The organism is Leptolyngbya sp. FACHB-321, assembly GCF_014695975.1.
GTDB lineage: Bacteria > Cyanobacteriota > Cyanobacteriia > Leptolyngbyales > Leptolyngbyaceae > Stenomitos.
This window is the reverse complement of sequence record NZ_JACJPI010000076.1, coordinates 28115-43564: the sequence shown is the minus strand read 5'-3', so window position 1 is coordinate 43564 and position 15450 is coordinate 28115. Positions and strand designations below refer to the sequence as shown.

The 15450-nt window shown below is 49.1% G+C and carries 13 protein-coding genes and 2 pseudogenes; 3 read left to right on the top strand and 12 right to left on the bottom strand.

Annotated features, from left to right (window positions below):
* Window positions 1-205: 205 nt before the first annotated feature.
* Together H6F76_RS29865 and H6F76_RS29860 are read left to right on the top strand one after the other, a co-directional pair.
* Window positions 206-805: a histidine kinase N-terminal 7TM domain-containing protein gene (locus H6F76_RS29865; RefSeq protein WP_199322294.1), complete on the top strand. Its 600-nt coding sequence runs from the start codon at window positions 206-208 to the stop codon at window positions 803-805.
* Window positions 795-1514, top strand: coding sequence for a GGDEF domain-containing protein (locus H6F76_RS29860; RefSeq protein WP_199322293.1), 720 nt, complete (start codon window positions 795-797; stop codon window positions 1512-1514). The genes H6F76_RS29865 and H6F76_RS29860 overlap by 11 nt, the downstream gene beginning before the upstream one ends.
* 889 nt (window positions 1515-2403) lie before the next feature.
* Here H6F76_RS29860 and H6F76_RS22395 read toward each other — a convergent pair.
* The 10 genes and pseudogenes from H6F76_RS22395 to H6F76_RS22350 form a co-directional block, all read right to left on the bottom strand.
* Window positions 2404-3897 (bottom strand): VanZ family protein, encoded by a 1494-nt coding sequence (locus H6F76_RS22395; RefSeq protein WP_190511627.1) that lies wholly within the window; start codon window positions 3895-3897, stop codon window positions 2404-2406.
* Between the two features lie 546 nt (window positions 3898-4443).
* Window positions 4444-5099 (bottom strand): annotated as a pseudogene (locus H6F76_RS22390) (IS1 family transposase).
* A 67-nt stretch (window positions 5100-5166) separates the two neighbouring features.
* Window positions 5167-5318: pseudogene (locus tag H6F76_RS30660) on the bottom strand (IS982 family transposase); the annotation flags it as partial.
* Between the two features lie 270 nt (window positions 5319-5588).
* Window positions 5589-6299: an acyltransferase gene (locus H6F76_RS22380; protein WP_190452708.1), complete on the bottom strand. Its 711-nt coding sequence runs from the start codon at window positions 6297-6299 to the stop codon at window positions 5589-5591.
* 221 nt (window positions 6300-6520) lie between these two features.
* Window positions 6521-7900 (bottom strand): SulP family inorganic anion transporter, encoded by a 1380-nt coding sequence (locus H6F76_RS22375; protein WP_190511626.1) that lies wholly within the window; start codon window positions 7898-7900, stop codon window positions 6521-6523.
* Window positions 7901-8166: 266 nt separating this feature from the next.
* Window positions 8167-8868, bottom strand: coding sequence for an acyltransferase (locus tag H6F76_RS31150; RefSeq protein ID WP_277881266.1), 702 nt, complete (start codon window positions 8866-8868; stop codon window positions 8167-8169).
* A 444-nt stretch (window positions 8869-9312) separates the two neighbouring features.
* Entirely contained in the window at window positions 9313-9456 is a 144-nt protein-coding gene (locus H6F76_RS22365; protein WP_190511625.1) for a hypothetical protein, read from the bottom strand.
* A gap of 524 nt (window positions 9457-9980) precedes the next feature.
* Entirely contained in the window at window positions 9981-10160 is a 180-nt protein-coding gene (locus H6F76_RS22360) for a hypothetical protein (RefSeq protein ID WP_190511624.1), read from the bottom strand.
* A 12-nt stretch (window positions 10161-10172) separates the two neighbouring features.
* Window positions 10173-10406 carry a hypothetical protein gene (locus H6F76_RS22355; RefSeq protein ID WP_190511623.1) on the bottom strand — a complete coding sequence of 78 codons (234 nt, stop codon included), beginning with the start codon at window positions 10404-10406 and terminating at the stop codon, window positions 10173-10175.
* A 659-nt stretch (window positions 10407-11065) separates the two neighbouring features.
* Window positions 11066-11650, bottom strand: coding sequence for a TetR/AcrR family transcriptional regulator (locus tag H6F76_RS22350; RefSeq protein ID WP_190511622.1), 585 nt, complete (start codon window positions 11648-11650; stop codon window positions 11066-11068).
* Between the two features lie 126 nt (window positions 11651-11776).
* On the opposite strand from H6F76_RS22350, the gene H6F76_RS22345 reads away from it, so the two are divergent.
* Entirely contained in the window at window positions 11777-12247 is a 471-nt protein-coding gene (locus H6F76_RS22345) for an N-acetyltransferase (protein WP_190511620.1), read from the top strand.
* A gap of 182 nt (window positions 12248-12429) precedes the next feature.
* Here the strand turns inward: H6F76_RS22345 and H6F76_RS22340 are convergent, their stop codons facing one another.
* Both H6F76_RS22340 and H6F76_RS22335 read right to left on the bottom strand, forming a co-directional pair.
* The gene (locus H6F76_RS22340) at window positions 12430-12957 is read right to left on the bottom strand and encodes a DM13 domain-containing protein (RefSeq protein WP_190449932.1); all 528 of its coding nucleotides are present in this window, start codon (window positions 12955-12957) and stop codon (window positions 12430-12432) included.
* A gap of 244 nt (window positions 12958-13201) precedes the next feature.
* On the bottom strand, window positions 13202-15421 hold the full coding sequence (locus H6F76_RS22335) for a GAF domain-containing protein (protein ID WP_242036800.1): 2220 nt from the start codon (window positions 15419-15421) through the stop codon (window positions 13202-13204).
* Between the last annotated feature and the right edge of the window lie 29 nt (window positions 15422-15450).

Below are 15450 nucleotides of genomic sequence, written 5' to 3'. Positions count from 1 at the left end.
CGTTAAGCTGCTCAAGCCGCGTGTACAAGTTGAACCCTCTGGCACTGAAGAGCCTCAAACCCTTGCTATGCCGTTCCTCGGGCAGCCTTTTGATACCGTCGCTGAGGCTTCTAAGGCTTCTGGTTGACTAGCCAGCGAGTGCTAAGCCGCCAGCACTCGCTGGCGGCTCTCGCGGTAAGAGCCTGCCTCAGCACCCAGCGTCACTATGCTCTTGAAACATAATCCCTCTTTTGCCATCCTCAGCCTCACAGCGCTGCTCGCGGTTGCGCTTGCGGTGGCGGCTTGGCGTCGGCGTGCTGCCGCCTCTGCCAGCAGACCGTTTATTTTATTGTTGCTTTCGACTGCTGTTTATGCCACTGTTGCCGCGCTCGAAGCGGCAGCGATCGCTCTACCCGACAAAATCTTTTGGTCGAAGTGGGAATATGTTGGCTCTGGCGGCGTGATGACGTTCTTTCTCATCTTTGCGCTCCACTTCACGCACAAAAGGCAGTGGCTCACCCTCAAAAACACCGTCTTGCTCTGGCTACTCCCCAGTCTCAATGTGGTTTTGGTGGCGACCAACGAACAGCATCAGTTGGTTTGGCGTGGCTTTGTACCATCTGTCCAGGGCACCAACCAAATTGTTTACCAGCATGGTCCCGGTTTTTATTGGGTCATGACCTGCGTTTATCTTTATACACTCGCTGGTTCATGGCTACTGGTGCAAGCGGCGCGGCGCCCCGTGCGACTCCAGCAGCAACAATCGCGGCTGGCGTTAGCCGGAGCGCTCGTCCCGTTGCTCAGCGTCTGCAACCGTGCCGAGTGAATTGCTACTGGAGCTAAGCACAGGCTGCTATGTGGAATTACACGTCATACCCTTACGCGATCACTGTAACTGTCTCACTGGGCACTTGCTTGTCTTACGCAATGTCACGCAACGGCAACAAGCTGACCTGGAACTGCGACAGGTAAACGAACGCTTACAAGCCCAGTTGCGCGAGATCAAGGTACTCCAAACGCAGCTACGTGAACAGGCGATCCGCGATGCTCTGACGGGCTTATGCAATCGACGTTATTTTGAGGAGACGCTCCCTCGAGAGTTGGCACGCGCGGCGCGGGCAGCTTATCCGGTCGCTGTGATCCTGATGGACATCGATTTTTTTAAGCAAGTCAATGATACCTACGGGCATCAAGGTGGTGATTGCGTCTTACAGGCTGTTAGTCGTTTGCTGCGCGCTCACAGTCGACAAGGCGATATCGCGTGTCGGTACGGTGGTGAAGAATTCGTACTGCTGCTGCCGGCGATCACGTTGAAGGATGTTTGTCAGCGAGCCGAACAGCTTCGACGCTCCTTTCAAGCTATGCGCGTGCCGTTTGGTGCTGCAACGATCCGCACGACACTGTCGCTGGGGGTCGGTTTATTTCCTGAACATGGGGACACCAGTCAGTCGCTCATGCAAGTAGTTGATCAAGCCCTTTATGTCGCTAAAGCGGCGGGACGAAATTGTGTTAAATGTGTCGAGACAGTAGTCTAGACTACTGGACGGCTTCATTGTGGTACTCACTGTTGCTAAATTTTGTAACCTCGATTCATTGCTCTAACGCCTCACTAAAACGCGTGCAGCCGTTAATTGAACATCTGGTATGGAACACAGTTGAGGCAAACACCCTTCCAAGCCATTTTGGGGGTATGACACCGTTCCTGCCTATGAAGTACCACGTCGCCTGAACGCTGCTCACAGTCTAACTTTCAGACTGTAATCTTGCCGCTTTTGCTCAACGTTGAGGCATAGCAGCAGCGATGCAAGCGTTGAGGAGCAGAGCGATTGATCACTGCTGCTCATACTCTTGTGAAGCTTATACTGCTGCAGGTCCGGCAGCAGTGTCACGACGAGACCGAGCTTTTAGGGGCTTGAACTCTGCAAGATTACGCCTGTAGTACGAGTTTTCGAGGCTAGCACAGTTCAAAACGAGTCCAACCCACTTGTAGTATGGGTTTTTCGACTTCAGTAGAACTTATCAATGCAGTTGTTTGCTCATGTCTCAGCTGCTTGATCATACCTAAAGGCTCACCCTTCTTGATGGGTACGGTGATCTGATTACTGCTCAAAGGTCGTCCGAACGCTCCTTCTGATGAGAAATTGATTGCTGAAATCCTTTTCTAGCAAAGGTTCTGGAAGATGTGATATATCCCAATCTGCTGTCGTGGTCTGACTTGCTCCCGTTGCTGCGCTTGTCGGAACTTTTTTCGTCGTATGTTAGCTCAACCCCATCCTGAGATGATTGAGGCTGCTGTTTCTGCCATGATGGTTCGCATCATATTGCGTTGTTTAGCCGCCCAAGGCTTCCCTTTATAAATAGGTTCTGAAAGCAGAAGTTGGCACAGTAGCATCTAGATACAGGAACAAGGCCCTACTTATCGCCTCAATGGGCTTTTAGCCAAGGCTGTACCCGTCCTCTTGCGATTAGCAAAGTTCCAATGGTGAAAGCCAAACACATCAATAGATTCTCTGGTGAGAAGTTGCGGTGATTTGTGCTGGCTAAAAGTCCTTCAAGCAGCAGCGAGGGCAGCACAACCCCCGACACCAAAAGGATGATCCGTAAAGGTAAAAGACCTCTTGTCACTAAAAGAATTAAGTTGAACAGGATAGCAAGTGGAACAAAAACTGGCCCGTAGTACAACACTTTGTAGCCCCAGGAAGGAACGTTAAACGTGTAGAGATGCTCTAACTTGTCGACATAAAGACGTAGATTAGAATCTGCATAAGTCATTACCAGATGATGCGGTCCGCCCTCTGTAAAAACTTGGGGAACAACAATTTCAGGATTTCTGCCATTAACTCCTGTAGCAGGAGTCCGCAAACGAATAACGAGGCTACTATCGTCCTGCCCAAGAGTAAGGTTACGGTGTTGAAGGTCCTTTGACAGTGAAAGGATTCTTGCGGGTCCCTGCTGCTTTAAGCCATCTGATTGAACCATTACATTAAGTGTAAACTGAGCACTCTGCTTAATCCGCTCATTGAGATAAGTTGGCGGGGCAGAAGACTGTAACCAGTTTGTTGCGTTTAGCAAGACGCCGGAATCTTTTCTCTCATCATCATTCCCCTTGTGTGGAGGTTCACCCACCCAAGAAAGATCAGGAAGTTGACCCGTCCGATCAGAATATTCTTTACCACCGCGAGTAAACTCGTAGAAAGCAAGTAGAGAACTTTCTTGAGCAAAGCTGTGCTGATTGCCCGAAAAAAAGCGGCTGATTTCTGCTTCCGTTAGCGCTTGATCAAAAATTTGAACTAGCTCAATATTTCCAGACCAAGGGCGCCCACCAGTAAGCTCATTGCCGAGCAGCAGAGGAAAAGAGCTATCCCAATTTCTTAAATCTGCTGCTGTTGGCAGCAGCGCCACTCCAGTAGAGGTAATTATAAAGTAAGCAACAAAGCCTGTTGCTAGGATTGGTAGGGAGCAGTAGTATTGAAATAAACTTTTCGCACGGAGGCGAATCACCGAAGCATAACGAGCTAATTTCAAAAAGCGCGCTTGATGAAAGCAAAACCACCCCATGGCTGCGCCAAGGCTATCGGTCAGAATATCTAGAGCGTTAGCATTTCTAACAGCAGAAATGGTTTGTAGCACCTCGGTTACGGCACTCAAACTAGTGCTTATCAAGAGAATAATGACAAGATTAACTGTTGAGACCAGTTTTTTCTTCTGCAATAGATCGGCTAAGCCAACCCCGAACAGAGTAAATGTAAAAAGGCTAATTATAAGCTCGACAAAGTCCTTTGCCTGAGAAAGCTCATCCTCGCCAAAGCTGTGAACAACAAATTCTAGCGAGAAGCTTTTTGTCAGCGGAAAACTATATGGAAATAGCTTATATAGAAAAATCCAAAGCAGGCCTAATACCGCGACATTAAAATACATTTTGTTGAGCTAATCTCTGTGACTAATAATTTTGCTGAGCTAGTAGCTATCCACCGCAGGGTACTCAAAAGCCAGTTTACTAGGCAATATAACCATAAAATTCAGCTAGCAGCTAGATACTGCAGGAATTGACTAATTACTAAATTCTCAAGATCCTGTAATGCATTCACCATTATCTATAAATATATTTTGCATACGCTCATCCTAAACTTCTTTAAAATAGAAACCACTGAAAAATTAAAATCGATCCAACCTGAGAGCCGCGACTTGCTATGCTGCTAGTCTATTAAGGATTCAAAAGACTGACATATTACCGATTGACACACTCAATGGAGTTAGGTTGAAAACAAGTTTTTAACGGTGCAACTTAGTATTAAGAGCTTTTTAGATTGGGCTTTCATTGCTAAAGACTATCTAGGACCATCTACTTATGCCAATATAATTTTGAACTCTATCATCCGTGCACTGGAAGCGCATCAGTTTCAAAAAGATATATACTAATTCTTCATAAACAAGTAATGAGGCGTTGTAATAGTGGATAAAATATCAAATGGTACCAATGTGATTTTCTAATGACTTGGAAAAAGACAAGGTTTTCCGCACTAACCGAGACACCCCCTGCCTTAATGTCTTGTTGAATTGCTCAATGTAGCTAGTTTTGCCTGTTTCTTTGCCTACCGCTCGATGCCGCTTGCTCGGTAGAACAACTTGATAGCTGCCCAAAAGTCGGTATTGGCAATGGCACATTGGCGGTAGAGCGGCAGTAAAGATTCCCACAATTTGTGAGCAGCCGCTTCATCACGTGCTTCGATGTAGACCCTGGCAATTTCACGCGTGTCTGCGTCAAGCGCTAACCAAACCCACTGCTTGTTGCTTTTGTGGTCGACAAGCGACCATGATTCATCACATTAAATCGTTAGTCTCCCCTTTGTTGGGGTGTTACCGACACTTGGCGGGGCACCTTGGCATATTCTTCGTTGACATAAGTTTGTAGCCATTGTTCAGAAACCTGTGCAGCACGAGCAATGCCAGCTAAAGAGATGCGCTTCAATAGCAGCCCACGTGGCTTGGTCGATAACCTTTTTGTTTAGTTGTTTAATGGACTGTCGTCCGCAGTCATGACATTTGAATCGTTGTTTGCCATTGTAAATACAACCATTCTTGACCGTTTTGGACGATGCACAAATGGGACACGCTGGCATGGCAGGAGAACAGCAAAAGTCTATTCCTCTATACATTACATCTTGAGCACTACCACATTAGTTTTGGTTAAGCCGTGTGCAGCAAGTGATGTCCAATCGCGATCAACGGCTTCTGGGGTTGATGACAGTCAGCAATTAACCAACGACCAGATTGACCAAACAGTTGACCGGGGAACGATGTTGGGAAGGCTCAAGCTGGGAAATATTTTTCCACTGGTCAAAACGTTTGGCAAGTCTGACAAACAGGTGTCAAACGATCAAGGGCAAGGTTTGCCGGTAGCAGGGCACTTTGAGCTTGAGGTCGCCGTGGTCGCCGGGACGAAAAGGCGGTGAGCCGACGAGCGCCTTGGCTCTACTCAGGTAAAGCCCAAGGAGACGTCCAGATGCTAGCCCTGCGGCTGCGATGCCGTTGCGTGAATTTTGATTTAAGTGTGCTGAACTTTGAGCACGTGACGAAAAAGCCCTGCCGCTGCCTTGCTATGCCGTTGTTCAGCAAACACCTTCGCCTTTGCTCGCTTTAATCACCTTTGCAGGCACGCCTACTGCGATCGAGGCAGGTGGGATGTTTTTCGTCACGACAGAACCAGCACCGATGACAGAACCGCGTCCGATCTTGACTCCATCTAAGACCTTCACCCCAGTGCCCAACCAGCAATGATCCTCAATTTCAATACCCTCCCGACTCAGACCATAGGCTCGATGGTTATTAGCATAGAGCCCTGATTGGGCAGCAATCAAACAATGCTGACCGATTTTGATGTGACCAGGCCCCGCCATACAGACGTAAGGACCCAAATAAGAGCGCTCGCCAATTTCAATCACGCAGTCCTCGCCGGCTGTATTAATATCAACCCCTCGATCCAAACAGACATCCCTACCTACTCGTAAGCAACTATTGGTAGTGATGTTGAGCCTCACATCACGTAAGATTTTCACCGCATCCTGGAGGTCAATGCGCTCAGCGCCCAGAAACTCGCAGCCTGCTTGGATGTAAGCACCGTGGCCAAAGTGAGCGAACATGAAAGGATAGAACCGGCGTCTCAGCCCGGTGCCAAGTGGACGCGGTATGCCCCCCAGTAGACCAGTCAGAGCGACCTCGCGCAGCCGATGCCAATGTGCGGCAGTCCGGCTTAAGCTTTCGAGAGCGGTCGCTGCTTCAACATCAGGTTGGTTAGGTTCATTTTCTAGTAATTCAGCCATGTTATGAATCCTCAATCTGCGAATACAGTTGCAACTTAAAGTGTTAGGTAAGGTTCAACCACCGCTGCTGTGAGCTGAGTTGCCAACCAAGCCACGTCGTGATCGGTGCTTTACGAAAAAACGGCACCATCGGTAGACAATAAAATTCGTTTCCTGCGGCTGCGTCTCCTCTAGTGACTCGCCATTTTTTCGAGCGCCTTGGAGTCGTTGTGAGTAGCTAGTTAGTCCACCAAGGTCGCACTAGCTGGATTCAGTCCTAACAATTCCACCGCTGCACCACTTTGGCGAAACTTAAGCACCACCTGGTTGATCGCCGCCACTGCCGATTGATCCCAAAGGTGGGCATGGCTGAAGTTTAAGGTCACTTTTTCTAAGGCTTCATGGAAATCGAAGTTCTCCAGAAGGTCATCGACCCAGACAAAGAAGATTTGACCAGCGACACTATAGGTGCGATGGGTGCCATCAGCATCGACACAGACCACCTTGGCAATTTTTCGAGCAAAGAAGACAGTACTGAGCGCTGCACCCACGACCGCACCAAGCGCTAAGTTATGGCTCAAGACCGTAATTAGTACTGTGGTGATCATCGCGGCTGTTTCGCTGCGGGGCACTTTACGGAGTTGCAGCAGCGATGACCAGTTAAACGTGCCAATAGACACCATGATCATCACTGCCACCAGGGGCGCCATCGGAATGCGCTCGACCCAACTGCCGAGTGCCAGCATCAAGAAGAGTAGAAAAACTCCAGCACTAAAAGTCGATAAACGTCCGCGTCCGCCTGATTGAATATTGATCACGGACTGTCCAATCATGGCGCAGCCTGTCATCCCTCCAAAGCAACTGCTGACGAGATTGGCAAGGCCCTGCCCAATTGCTTCCTGATTTTTATCGCTGGGTGTATCGGTTAATTCATCTAGTAACGAAGCGGTCAGCAATGATTCCAATAACCCGACGGTCGCCAGCGTGAGGGCATAGGGAAAAATGATGTTGAGGGTTTCTAAATTCAGCGGTATCTGCGGTATTGCAAACGGTGGGAAGGTACTTGGTAGAGAGCCCAGATCTCCCACCGTCGGAACTTTGACGCCAGCAAAGATGGAAATGGCTGTAAGCGTGACGATCGCCACCAGGGGTGACGGGAGGGCGGTCGTTATGCGTGGCAACAAATAAATAATTGTCAAAGCTGCCGCTGCCATGACATACACCGCGACAGGCACATTGGTCAGTTGCGGTAATTGTGCCAGAAAAAGCAAAATTGCCAGCGCATTGACAAAGCCCACCATGACGGCACGAGGGACGTATTTCATCTGTCGTCCCAGCTTCAGCCAACCAAACAGCATCTGCAAGATCCCAGTCAAAAGGCCGGCGGCAAAGAGATACTGCAAGCCGTGATCTTTGACCAGATGAATCAGCAGCAGAGCCATCGAGCCGGTAGCGACTGAAATTAAGCCGGGTCGTCCGCCAAAGAGAGCCGTCACCAGGGCAATGATGCATGAGGCATAGAGTCCAACTTTAGGGTCAACACCCGCAATAATTGAAAAGGCGATCGCTTCTGGAACTAAGGCAAGAGCAACCACTGTTCCGGCTAGAGGGTCTGCGCGCATGTTTGAGAGCCAGTCGCGCTTAAATGTCTTAAGATTCAAAGTGTCTCCAGTGGTAGAAGGCAAAAACTTACAACCATAGACAGTAGTGCTGTCATGGCTAGCGCCCAGTAGGGAGCTCCTAGGAAATGCTTTCAGTGATCGTGTTGTAAACCACTCGAAGCATGACTAGCAACGCCAAACAATTGATGAAAAAGCCGAAGTACCGCGGTGAGAAAAACTCTAATCAACTCAGTCGAACTTGAGCAATACCGAACCTTTCTGCTCACTTAGGATGTCGTAACAAAGAGTTCTGATTTTACTGCCCCTCGTTGGGCCATTACTTTGGCGGGTACTCCTACCGCAACGGAGAAAGGTGGAATATCTTTCGTCACCACTGCCCCTGCACCAATGACACTTCCCCGGCCGATAGTGACGCCATCCAATACTCTCACTCCAGTCCCTAACCAGCAGTCATCCTCGATCAAGATACCCTTGCAAATGACGCCTTGGTGAGCAATGGGAACATCACGATCCGAAAAAATGTGATTGTTGGCATACATACTGGAGTGGGAAGCAATCATGCAATTCTTGCCAATCTTGATGTCTCCAGGACCGGCTGCACAAAAGTAAGGACCGATATAAGTCCGCTCTCCGATTTCAATGCAACCGCCAAGAGCTTTAAGATCTGCGCCACGATCGAGCTTTACGCTAGAGCCAAGAAGGACACAGCTTTGAGGCTCCCAACTATCGATAAAAATATTGCTGTTGACGATCGTGTTTGCTTCAAAAAACACTCGCTTAGCACCAACCAATTCCAGTCCTACTCCGATTTCGGCTCCATCTCCTAACTGTCCCAGAAACGAACGATAAACGAACCCACGCAATCTTTTACCCAATTTAAGCGGAACCGAGCCAAAAATAATCGTTAATAATGTTACTTTCCATTTTTCTCGATACATTTCTTGGAAATAGCGTACATCAAAAGCCATTGTTCATCACTCCAAAAAGGTGGTTGCCATAACAGAGCCAACTGGTGACGAAGAGTCCAGTCAACTGAGTGTGAGCTTTTACAAGTGCCTCAATCTGAGATCAGAAAAGCGTTGCTTGACGCAACAACGCATTGCTGTAAGCAGCTTCATGCACCTGGATTGTCAGGCACTTAAGACAAAGCGTAAGCAGTGATAAGGCAGAAAGTTTTAAGGAGCTTTCTGAGCTAAGAATACTTTTGCCTAGAGGGATTAGGCTCAGCCGAGGTAAAGGCTGAGTCAACGAGCTGGGCTGAAGCAAGCGCCCTTATGGTCTTTTCCCTGCTAGAAAACACCTGACTGGTAGCCTTGCTGCTTTGATTGAAAGACAAGCAGTAGATTGAGTCCTACCTTGGCAAGAACACATTGTCTTTCAATTCGCTCAGAAGCGCCCTAGTCCCTCTCCGCTCAAGGGGGAGTTAAACCACCTGGAATTCTCACCGCATTCACCAGGTTAATCACTAGCTCAGGAGTAAAAAACAAAACACCCTTGAGCAAAAGCTTGTAGCGGTTTGCTAAGAAGAAATAGCTGCGGTTGTTTGAATGAAACATGACAAAAGCCTCTCTTACGTTTTTGGCAACGGTTTGGGCTTTGGCTAACCCGCTTCTCAAAAGAGACCTTTACAAATGGCGAAATACTAACCTATGACTTTAGCAAGCATTTACCACTTGTTACCTTTGAAATTATCTGCTCACACATCCTGAAGGGAAGCTTCTTTGAATCCCCTTTCAGCCGCTTGGAAGCGATAAATCCTAGAAATGTATAAGCCTCAGTATCAAGTTACAGGATATTTTTTCATCGTCATAAATATAGACCGCATACTTCTTAAAAACTTTACATTCTTGGTCCAAAGCTTTACTAAAAACTTATCTTAAGCTTGTCCTTAATGTCGCCTTTAGAGGCAGTAGCGAAACCCTAGTTCAATCGGAGGTCTAGTAACGATTCGCTGCAAAATGAACTATTTATTTGAAACCTCCATCTAGACCGACTTTCAGTGCTTGCTACTTTCTAATAAAAATTCTGGTAAGGGGCGGAAGCATGAGGGTTTCAGCGCGCAAAACCTGAGGAAAATTAGTCAATGGTCCATTTTTACCTGAATCGCTGCCAACCCCCTTGAGCCGACGACTGGTTGAGACAACCGCTGTTGCCGATTGAGGGCAAGCCGTCCTAGAGAAAGCCTAGGCGCACTACCCAGCGGACACTCGAAGGCGCAACAGGTTAGGTCTGGATTGTGCTTGGCATCTTCAGCCGCCACTGGTGCTTGCAGTCAAGCGTCCAGGCGATCATGCACTTCGCGCGTTGCAAGGCGCTCCTGCCCCGGCGTGGCACGTCGGGCATGTAGCAAGGTCTTCGCTTCGCGGTCAGTGAGCGGGAGTGCCAGTGGTTCGTCGCCACGTTGCGCTAAGGCTGCTGCCTCATGATCACAATACGCTCTGACTGCTGCAAGTGCCGACGCGTACTCGAGAGTGGTCGCCCCGCTAAGCAACCCGGACTGACTCAACGACTCCTAAGTGCGATAGTCAAACCGGCTAGATAATTCGTAGCCATTGACCCTGTCGGCAAGGGAAGAAGCAGTCACGACACCCGGTGGCGACTGGGTAAAACGATAAATTTCAAGCAACCGCCCGTTGTCAGTTTCTTCGTAAGCTTGTAGATACTGCCTGTCATCAGCTTTGAGTGCGGCGCTGCTTCAGTGTGCTGTCTGCCTCACAGCCCGGTCCCGGTAGTCGCAGACGCTGCAGACGCTGCACTCAGGGGCAAGGTCAGCTACAGCCAACAGTGACCGAGTCAGCTCTGGCTCTGTTGATTCTAAGGTGCCTCTGACTCAGCATGGCTAATGCTCTGCTGGCACTGCTGCTGCTGAACTCTCTCAAAACTAGCACAACCATTAGAAGCCTGACACAGTAGCAGTTCTACTTTCGAGTCGCTTGGTGATGTGCTGCCAGCCGCTGCTAATCAACGTCAGCAGCGGCATTCTAGCTTGTGCAGAGGAGCCAACAGGAACGAAGGCATCAATGTTGTAGACTACCACCGAATGGTGATAGAGGTCAGTTCTAGTCCAGTCAGTGATTAGAGAGAGACAGCAAGTTTCTGCCTGTGTTTAGTGAGCTAGCTTCGCTGACAGGTGGTAGCAGTCATTTAACGCTGATTAGTTGGTGTTCAAGAGGGTGCCAGTAACGCCTTGATCTGTCGCCGCACCAGATATTGTTGTTGCTCTGCCGAAAATTGCTCAGGACAGATAACAAGGCCAGTGCCAATGCCATCGACGAAGGCAATGAGTGCATTCGCTTCAAGCATGACATCAAGCTCCGCTCGAATCAGCTTTGCTGCTTGCAAGTCGGCTAACACTTGAGCCAGCATTTGGCGTAAAACGGCATAGCGTTTTTGGTGCTCCTGGACTAAAGGTTCGCGACCGGTCGAATAGCCCAAAAACGCCACCCAGACTTTCCAGTCGGCTTGGTCACTGCCCTCCAGCGGCAGTGCCGTCAGCAGCATCTGTTCTAGCTGAGCAAGGCCTTGCTGTTCCTGAGCCTTGGCTTGCATCGCCGCTAGGGTGTTTTCAAACACGCGTTCGAGGGCAAACAAAATGAGTGCTTCTTTATCGCGAAAGTAGTGGGTCACAACCCCAGTGGAAGTGCCAAGTTCCTGCGCGATCGCCCGCATACTGGTACGGTCTAAGCCTTCACGGACAATGACCCGCCAGGCGGCCTGCGCGACTTCAAGCCGACGCTCGTCATAACTCATCGCTCTCCCTAGTATGCAGGCCCACTTCAAACAAGCCGCTTGACTACTGATCATAACTGTTGTTATATTCTTCTGTAACGTCACAACAGTTGTTATGTTCAGGCTTTTATACACCTGGAGTGGGCGATGATTCGCCCCATCACACCGGAGGATACAGAGGCACTGCTTGCCTTAGCCAGTTCTGTAGCACTCTTTGCGCCCGACCGACTCGAGGAGTTGCGTCAGCTGTTGACCGCTTCGTTCAGTCAAGCGGGCGACACTTGTCCCTTTTGGTTGACCGATGCGGCTGACGGACTGGTGGGATTAGCGTATTGCGAACCGGAACGTATGACTAGTGGGACATGGAACCTCCAGTTAATTGGTGTTCACCCTCAGTATCAAAGGCAAGGACGCGGTGCAAAGTTATTGCTCTTGGTGGAGCAGACTTTGGCAGCGCGAGGGGCGCGGCTCTTACTGGTTGAGACTGCGGGTACACCAGACTTTGAGCCTGCGCGAGCGTTTTATCGCAAGCACGGTTACAACGAGGAAGCGCGTATCCGCGAGTTCTACGCTGAAGGGGCAGACAAGCTTGTTTTCCGCAAAGCACTGTCCGCTTAGGGGTCGTGAGCTGTGGTCGTTTGTGTTTAGTGCCAGCCAGCTTACAATCTGATGGGAGCCGACTGACAAAGTTAGTCGGTCTTGTGACAAAGGTTAACTGTAGCAGCCTGCAATCATAAACCGTCAAACCTGCAATCAAGACAGTTTCAAACCAGGCTTAACTGCAACTGAGGGGCGTGACATTAACGCATCAGTTTGGCAGCACCAAAGGTGGCGTTGAATTTACGACACCAAATAGCCACAGATTGGTAGCTTGATAGGTTGACGGTTGCAGGAATGGCATACCGTTGAGCACCACTAAATTTTTGTAGCGGTGCCAGAAGCGTATAATCACCCTCTTTCAAGGCATAGGCAGGTGGCTGGGTTGAACCTAACACATCACTGGAGCGATGCAAAATGACAACCAGATCCGGTCCCATGTTGGAGGTTTTGAATGCCTGATCGAGTTCTAGAAAGGTTTTGCCATTCTCGTCGACAAGCCGAACGCTTCCCTGAGTGGGGTGTTCTCCAGACACAAAGCTACCAGACTTAACAGTTGCTGATTTTGCAGCGTTTGCTGCTTGGGCTGTAGTCTCGACCTGGGTTGGTGCAGGAGCACTCGTGGTTACAGGAGCAGTCTTTTCAGCCGCTTGTTTGGTCTCAGATCCTCCGGCACAACCGACGAGAGCGAGAGAAACTAGGCTAAAGACGAGCCAACGGTTCAATTTCATCCAAAATCTCCTGCATTTAAGATCAATTGTGCTTCATGAATGCACGATCAATTTTGCTGGAAGCAGGCGATCGCAAGATGATAGGTGTGTAGAAAGTTGGCTCTAAAATGCTGATATTGCGATGAGAAGGTTTTTAATTCTTCCTCAACAAACACTCATCTTTTAGCTGAGCCAGTCAAGAGTCTCAAGATTCCTTTGCCGTTAAAGAAGAATACAGAGTTTAGGGGCCTTCAACTTGAGAAGGTTAATGGGTTAGAGGCAACTGCACGCTCACAGTTGTTCCAGTCGCTGCCAAGGATTCAATGCGGAGTTCTCCATCGTGGGCTTCGACAATGCGTTTCACGATCGCTAGCCCTAGACCCGTTCCACTTGCTTTGGTGCTAAAAAAGGGCTTGGTTAGGTTTGGCAAAAATTCGACAGGAATGGGTACGCCACCATTGTGAATTTGAATGCAAATTTGGTCATGCTCGATCACCTGAACGCGAACTGTGATGGTTTCTCCTACAGCCACCGCTTCACAAGCATTGGTGACTAGATTGATCAATACCTGTTTTAACTTATCCCTATCCGCTAAGACCGTCACCGGTGCAGTGGCAGCAATCAGTTTCAAGTGTTTGCCCAAAGCGGCAGGGGGTGTTTTTAATGTGCTCAAGCTGCTGGCGATGAAGCTGTTTAGCTCTAAGTGCGATCGCTGGAGCGTTTGTGGTCTGGCATAGAGCAGAATTTGATCTAACAACCGTTGCAGACGGTCTGCTTCATCCAGTGACAGAGAAAGATACTCTTGAAAGCGCTCCGAGAGTTGTAGTTTCTTAAAGGCGTTTAAGCCCATTGAAATCGTTGTCAAGGGATTTCGCACTTCATGGACAATCATCGCAGCAAGTTCACCGATCTCGGCTAACCGCTCCAAGGCTTTTTCAGCCTGCTTCAGCATCGTAATGTCAGCCGTTACTGCCAGCAGGCAGGGCTCATCTTCTAGAAGGATCACCTCGGCTGAAAAGAGAACTGGAAAGCTTGCCCCTGATTTTCTGCGAAGTTTAGTCTCTAGATTGGTCACGCTGCCGTGTGCTTGCAGACGTTGCTGAATGGTGTTTCGATCCTCTAGTGTTGCCCAAACTCCCAACTCTAAGGCACTGTGTCCAATCATCTCCTCGTGGCTGTAGCCCAACATGACTAGACAACTGTGATTGACTTCGATGTAGCAGCCATCCTTGAGTGTGCTGATAGTCATGGCATCGGGAGACGATCGGAAGGCGGTAGAAAACTTAGTTTCAGAAACTCGCAGGGCATCTTCTGCTTGTTTGCGCTCCATCTCAGCCGCTGCACGTGCTGCAAAAATCTCCAGTACGGCATGAGTGCGAGATTCGTTTTCTAGAGGTTGATCATCCAGCACTGCTAGATGTCCCAGAAGGTTGCCGCTTGAGTCTAGTAGGGCAATGCCAGCGTAACTTTGGACCTGCATGTCCTTTAGGTCTTGATCCTCAGGAAAGAGAGACTGAATCTGATCTGAGAAACATTGGCAACCTTTGCTGTTGATAATGCGCTCACAGGGTGTGCCAGGCAAATCGTATTCAAAGGCATCGCCAAACTCGTCTCCCTCCCAAAAGGCAAAGCTACGCACACGAGTCGGTGCAGCATCCACGCATTCGCTGATGAAGGCGTAGCGAACATTAAGAGCTTGAGCCAGAGAGCGCACCAGCGAGCGGAAGAAATCAACGCCAATGACGGAAGCGGTTCCCTCCACAATCATCTGCAGCGTTTGTTCTGATCGCTGGCGCTCTAAAATTTCAGCCTGGAGGCGCTCGTTAGTCTGCGTGAGTGCTGCGGTTCGTTCTTGAACCCGCAACTCCAACTCGCTATAGAGTCGGGCGTTGTCGATCGAAATGGCTGCTTGGGTTGAGAGAACCTGCAAAACCTTGAAACGTTCGGGTGTAAACGCATTGAAGGTTAAGTTGTTTTCTAAATACAGAATGCCAGATCGTTTTCCTTGATGGAGGAGTGGAGCGCAAAGAATTGCTTTGGGCTGATGCTTAAGGATGTAAGCATCCTGATTAAAGCGGTCGTCCTGGGTTACATGATTAAGGACAACGTTTTCCTGAGTACGAGCGACATAGTGGACGATCGCCCAAGCAAGCCGATCGCGTCCAAATTCACTGGTCATGGAAACGTGTGAAACTGAAAGAGTCTTTGACTCTACATTTGATTCCGCTTCGATCTGTAAGACGCCATTGCGTTCTAAAAGCAAGCATCCTCGTTGAGCTCCAGCGCTCTCCATGAAGATGACCAGCAATTTTGCCAAGAGTTTGTCCAGCACAATCTCATCTGATAGAGCTTGCGATGCTTTCATCAGGGCTGCTAAATCAAGCGCTACCGTTGTCTGACCTGAGTCACGCTGTGCCCGGTAGAGCAGAGCTCTAGAGCTTTTGCAGAGTTTCTCGAACATCTGGTAACCAGGAATCGCTACCATAACGGCTCAGCGGTCAGAAGAACTGAAAT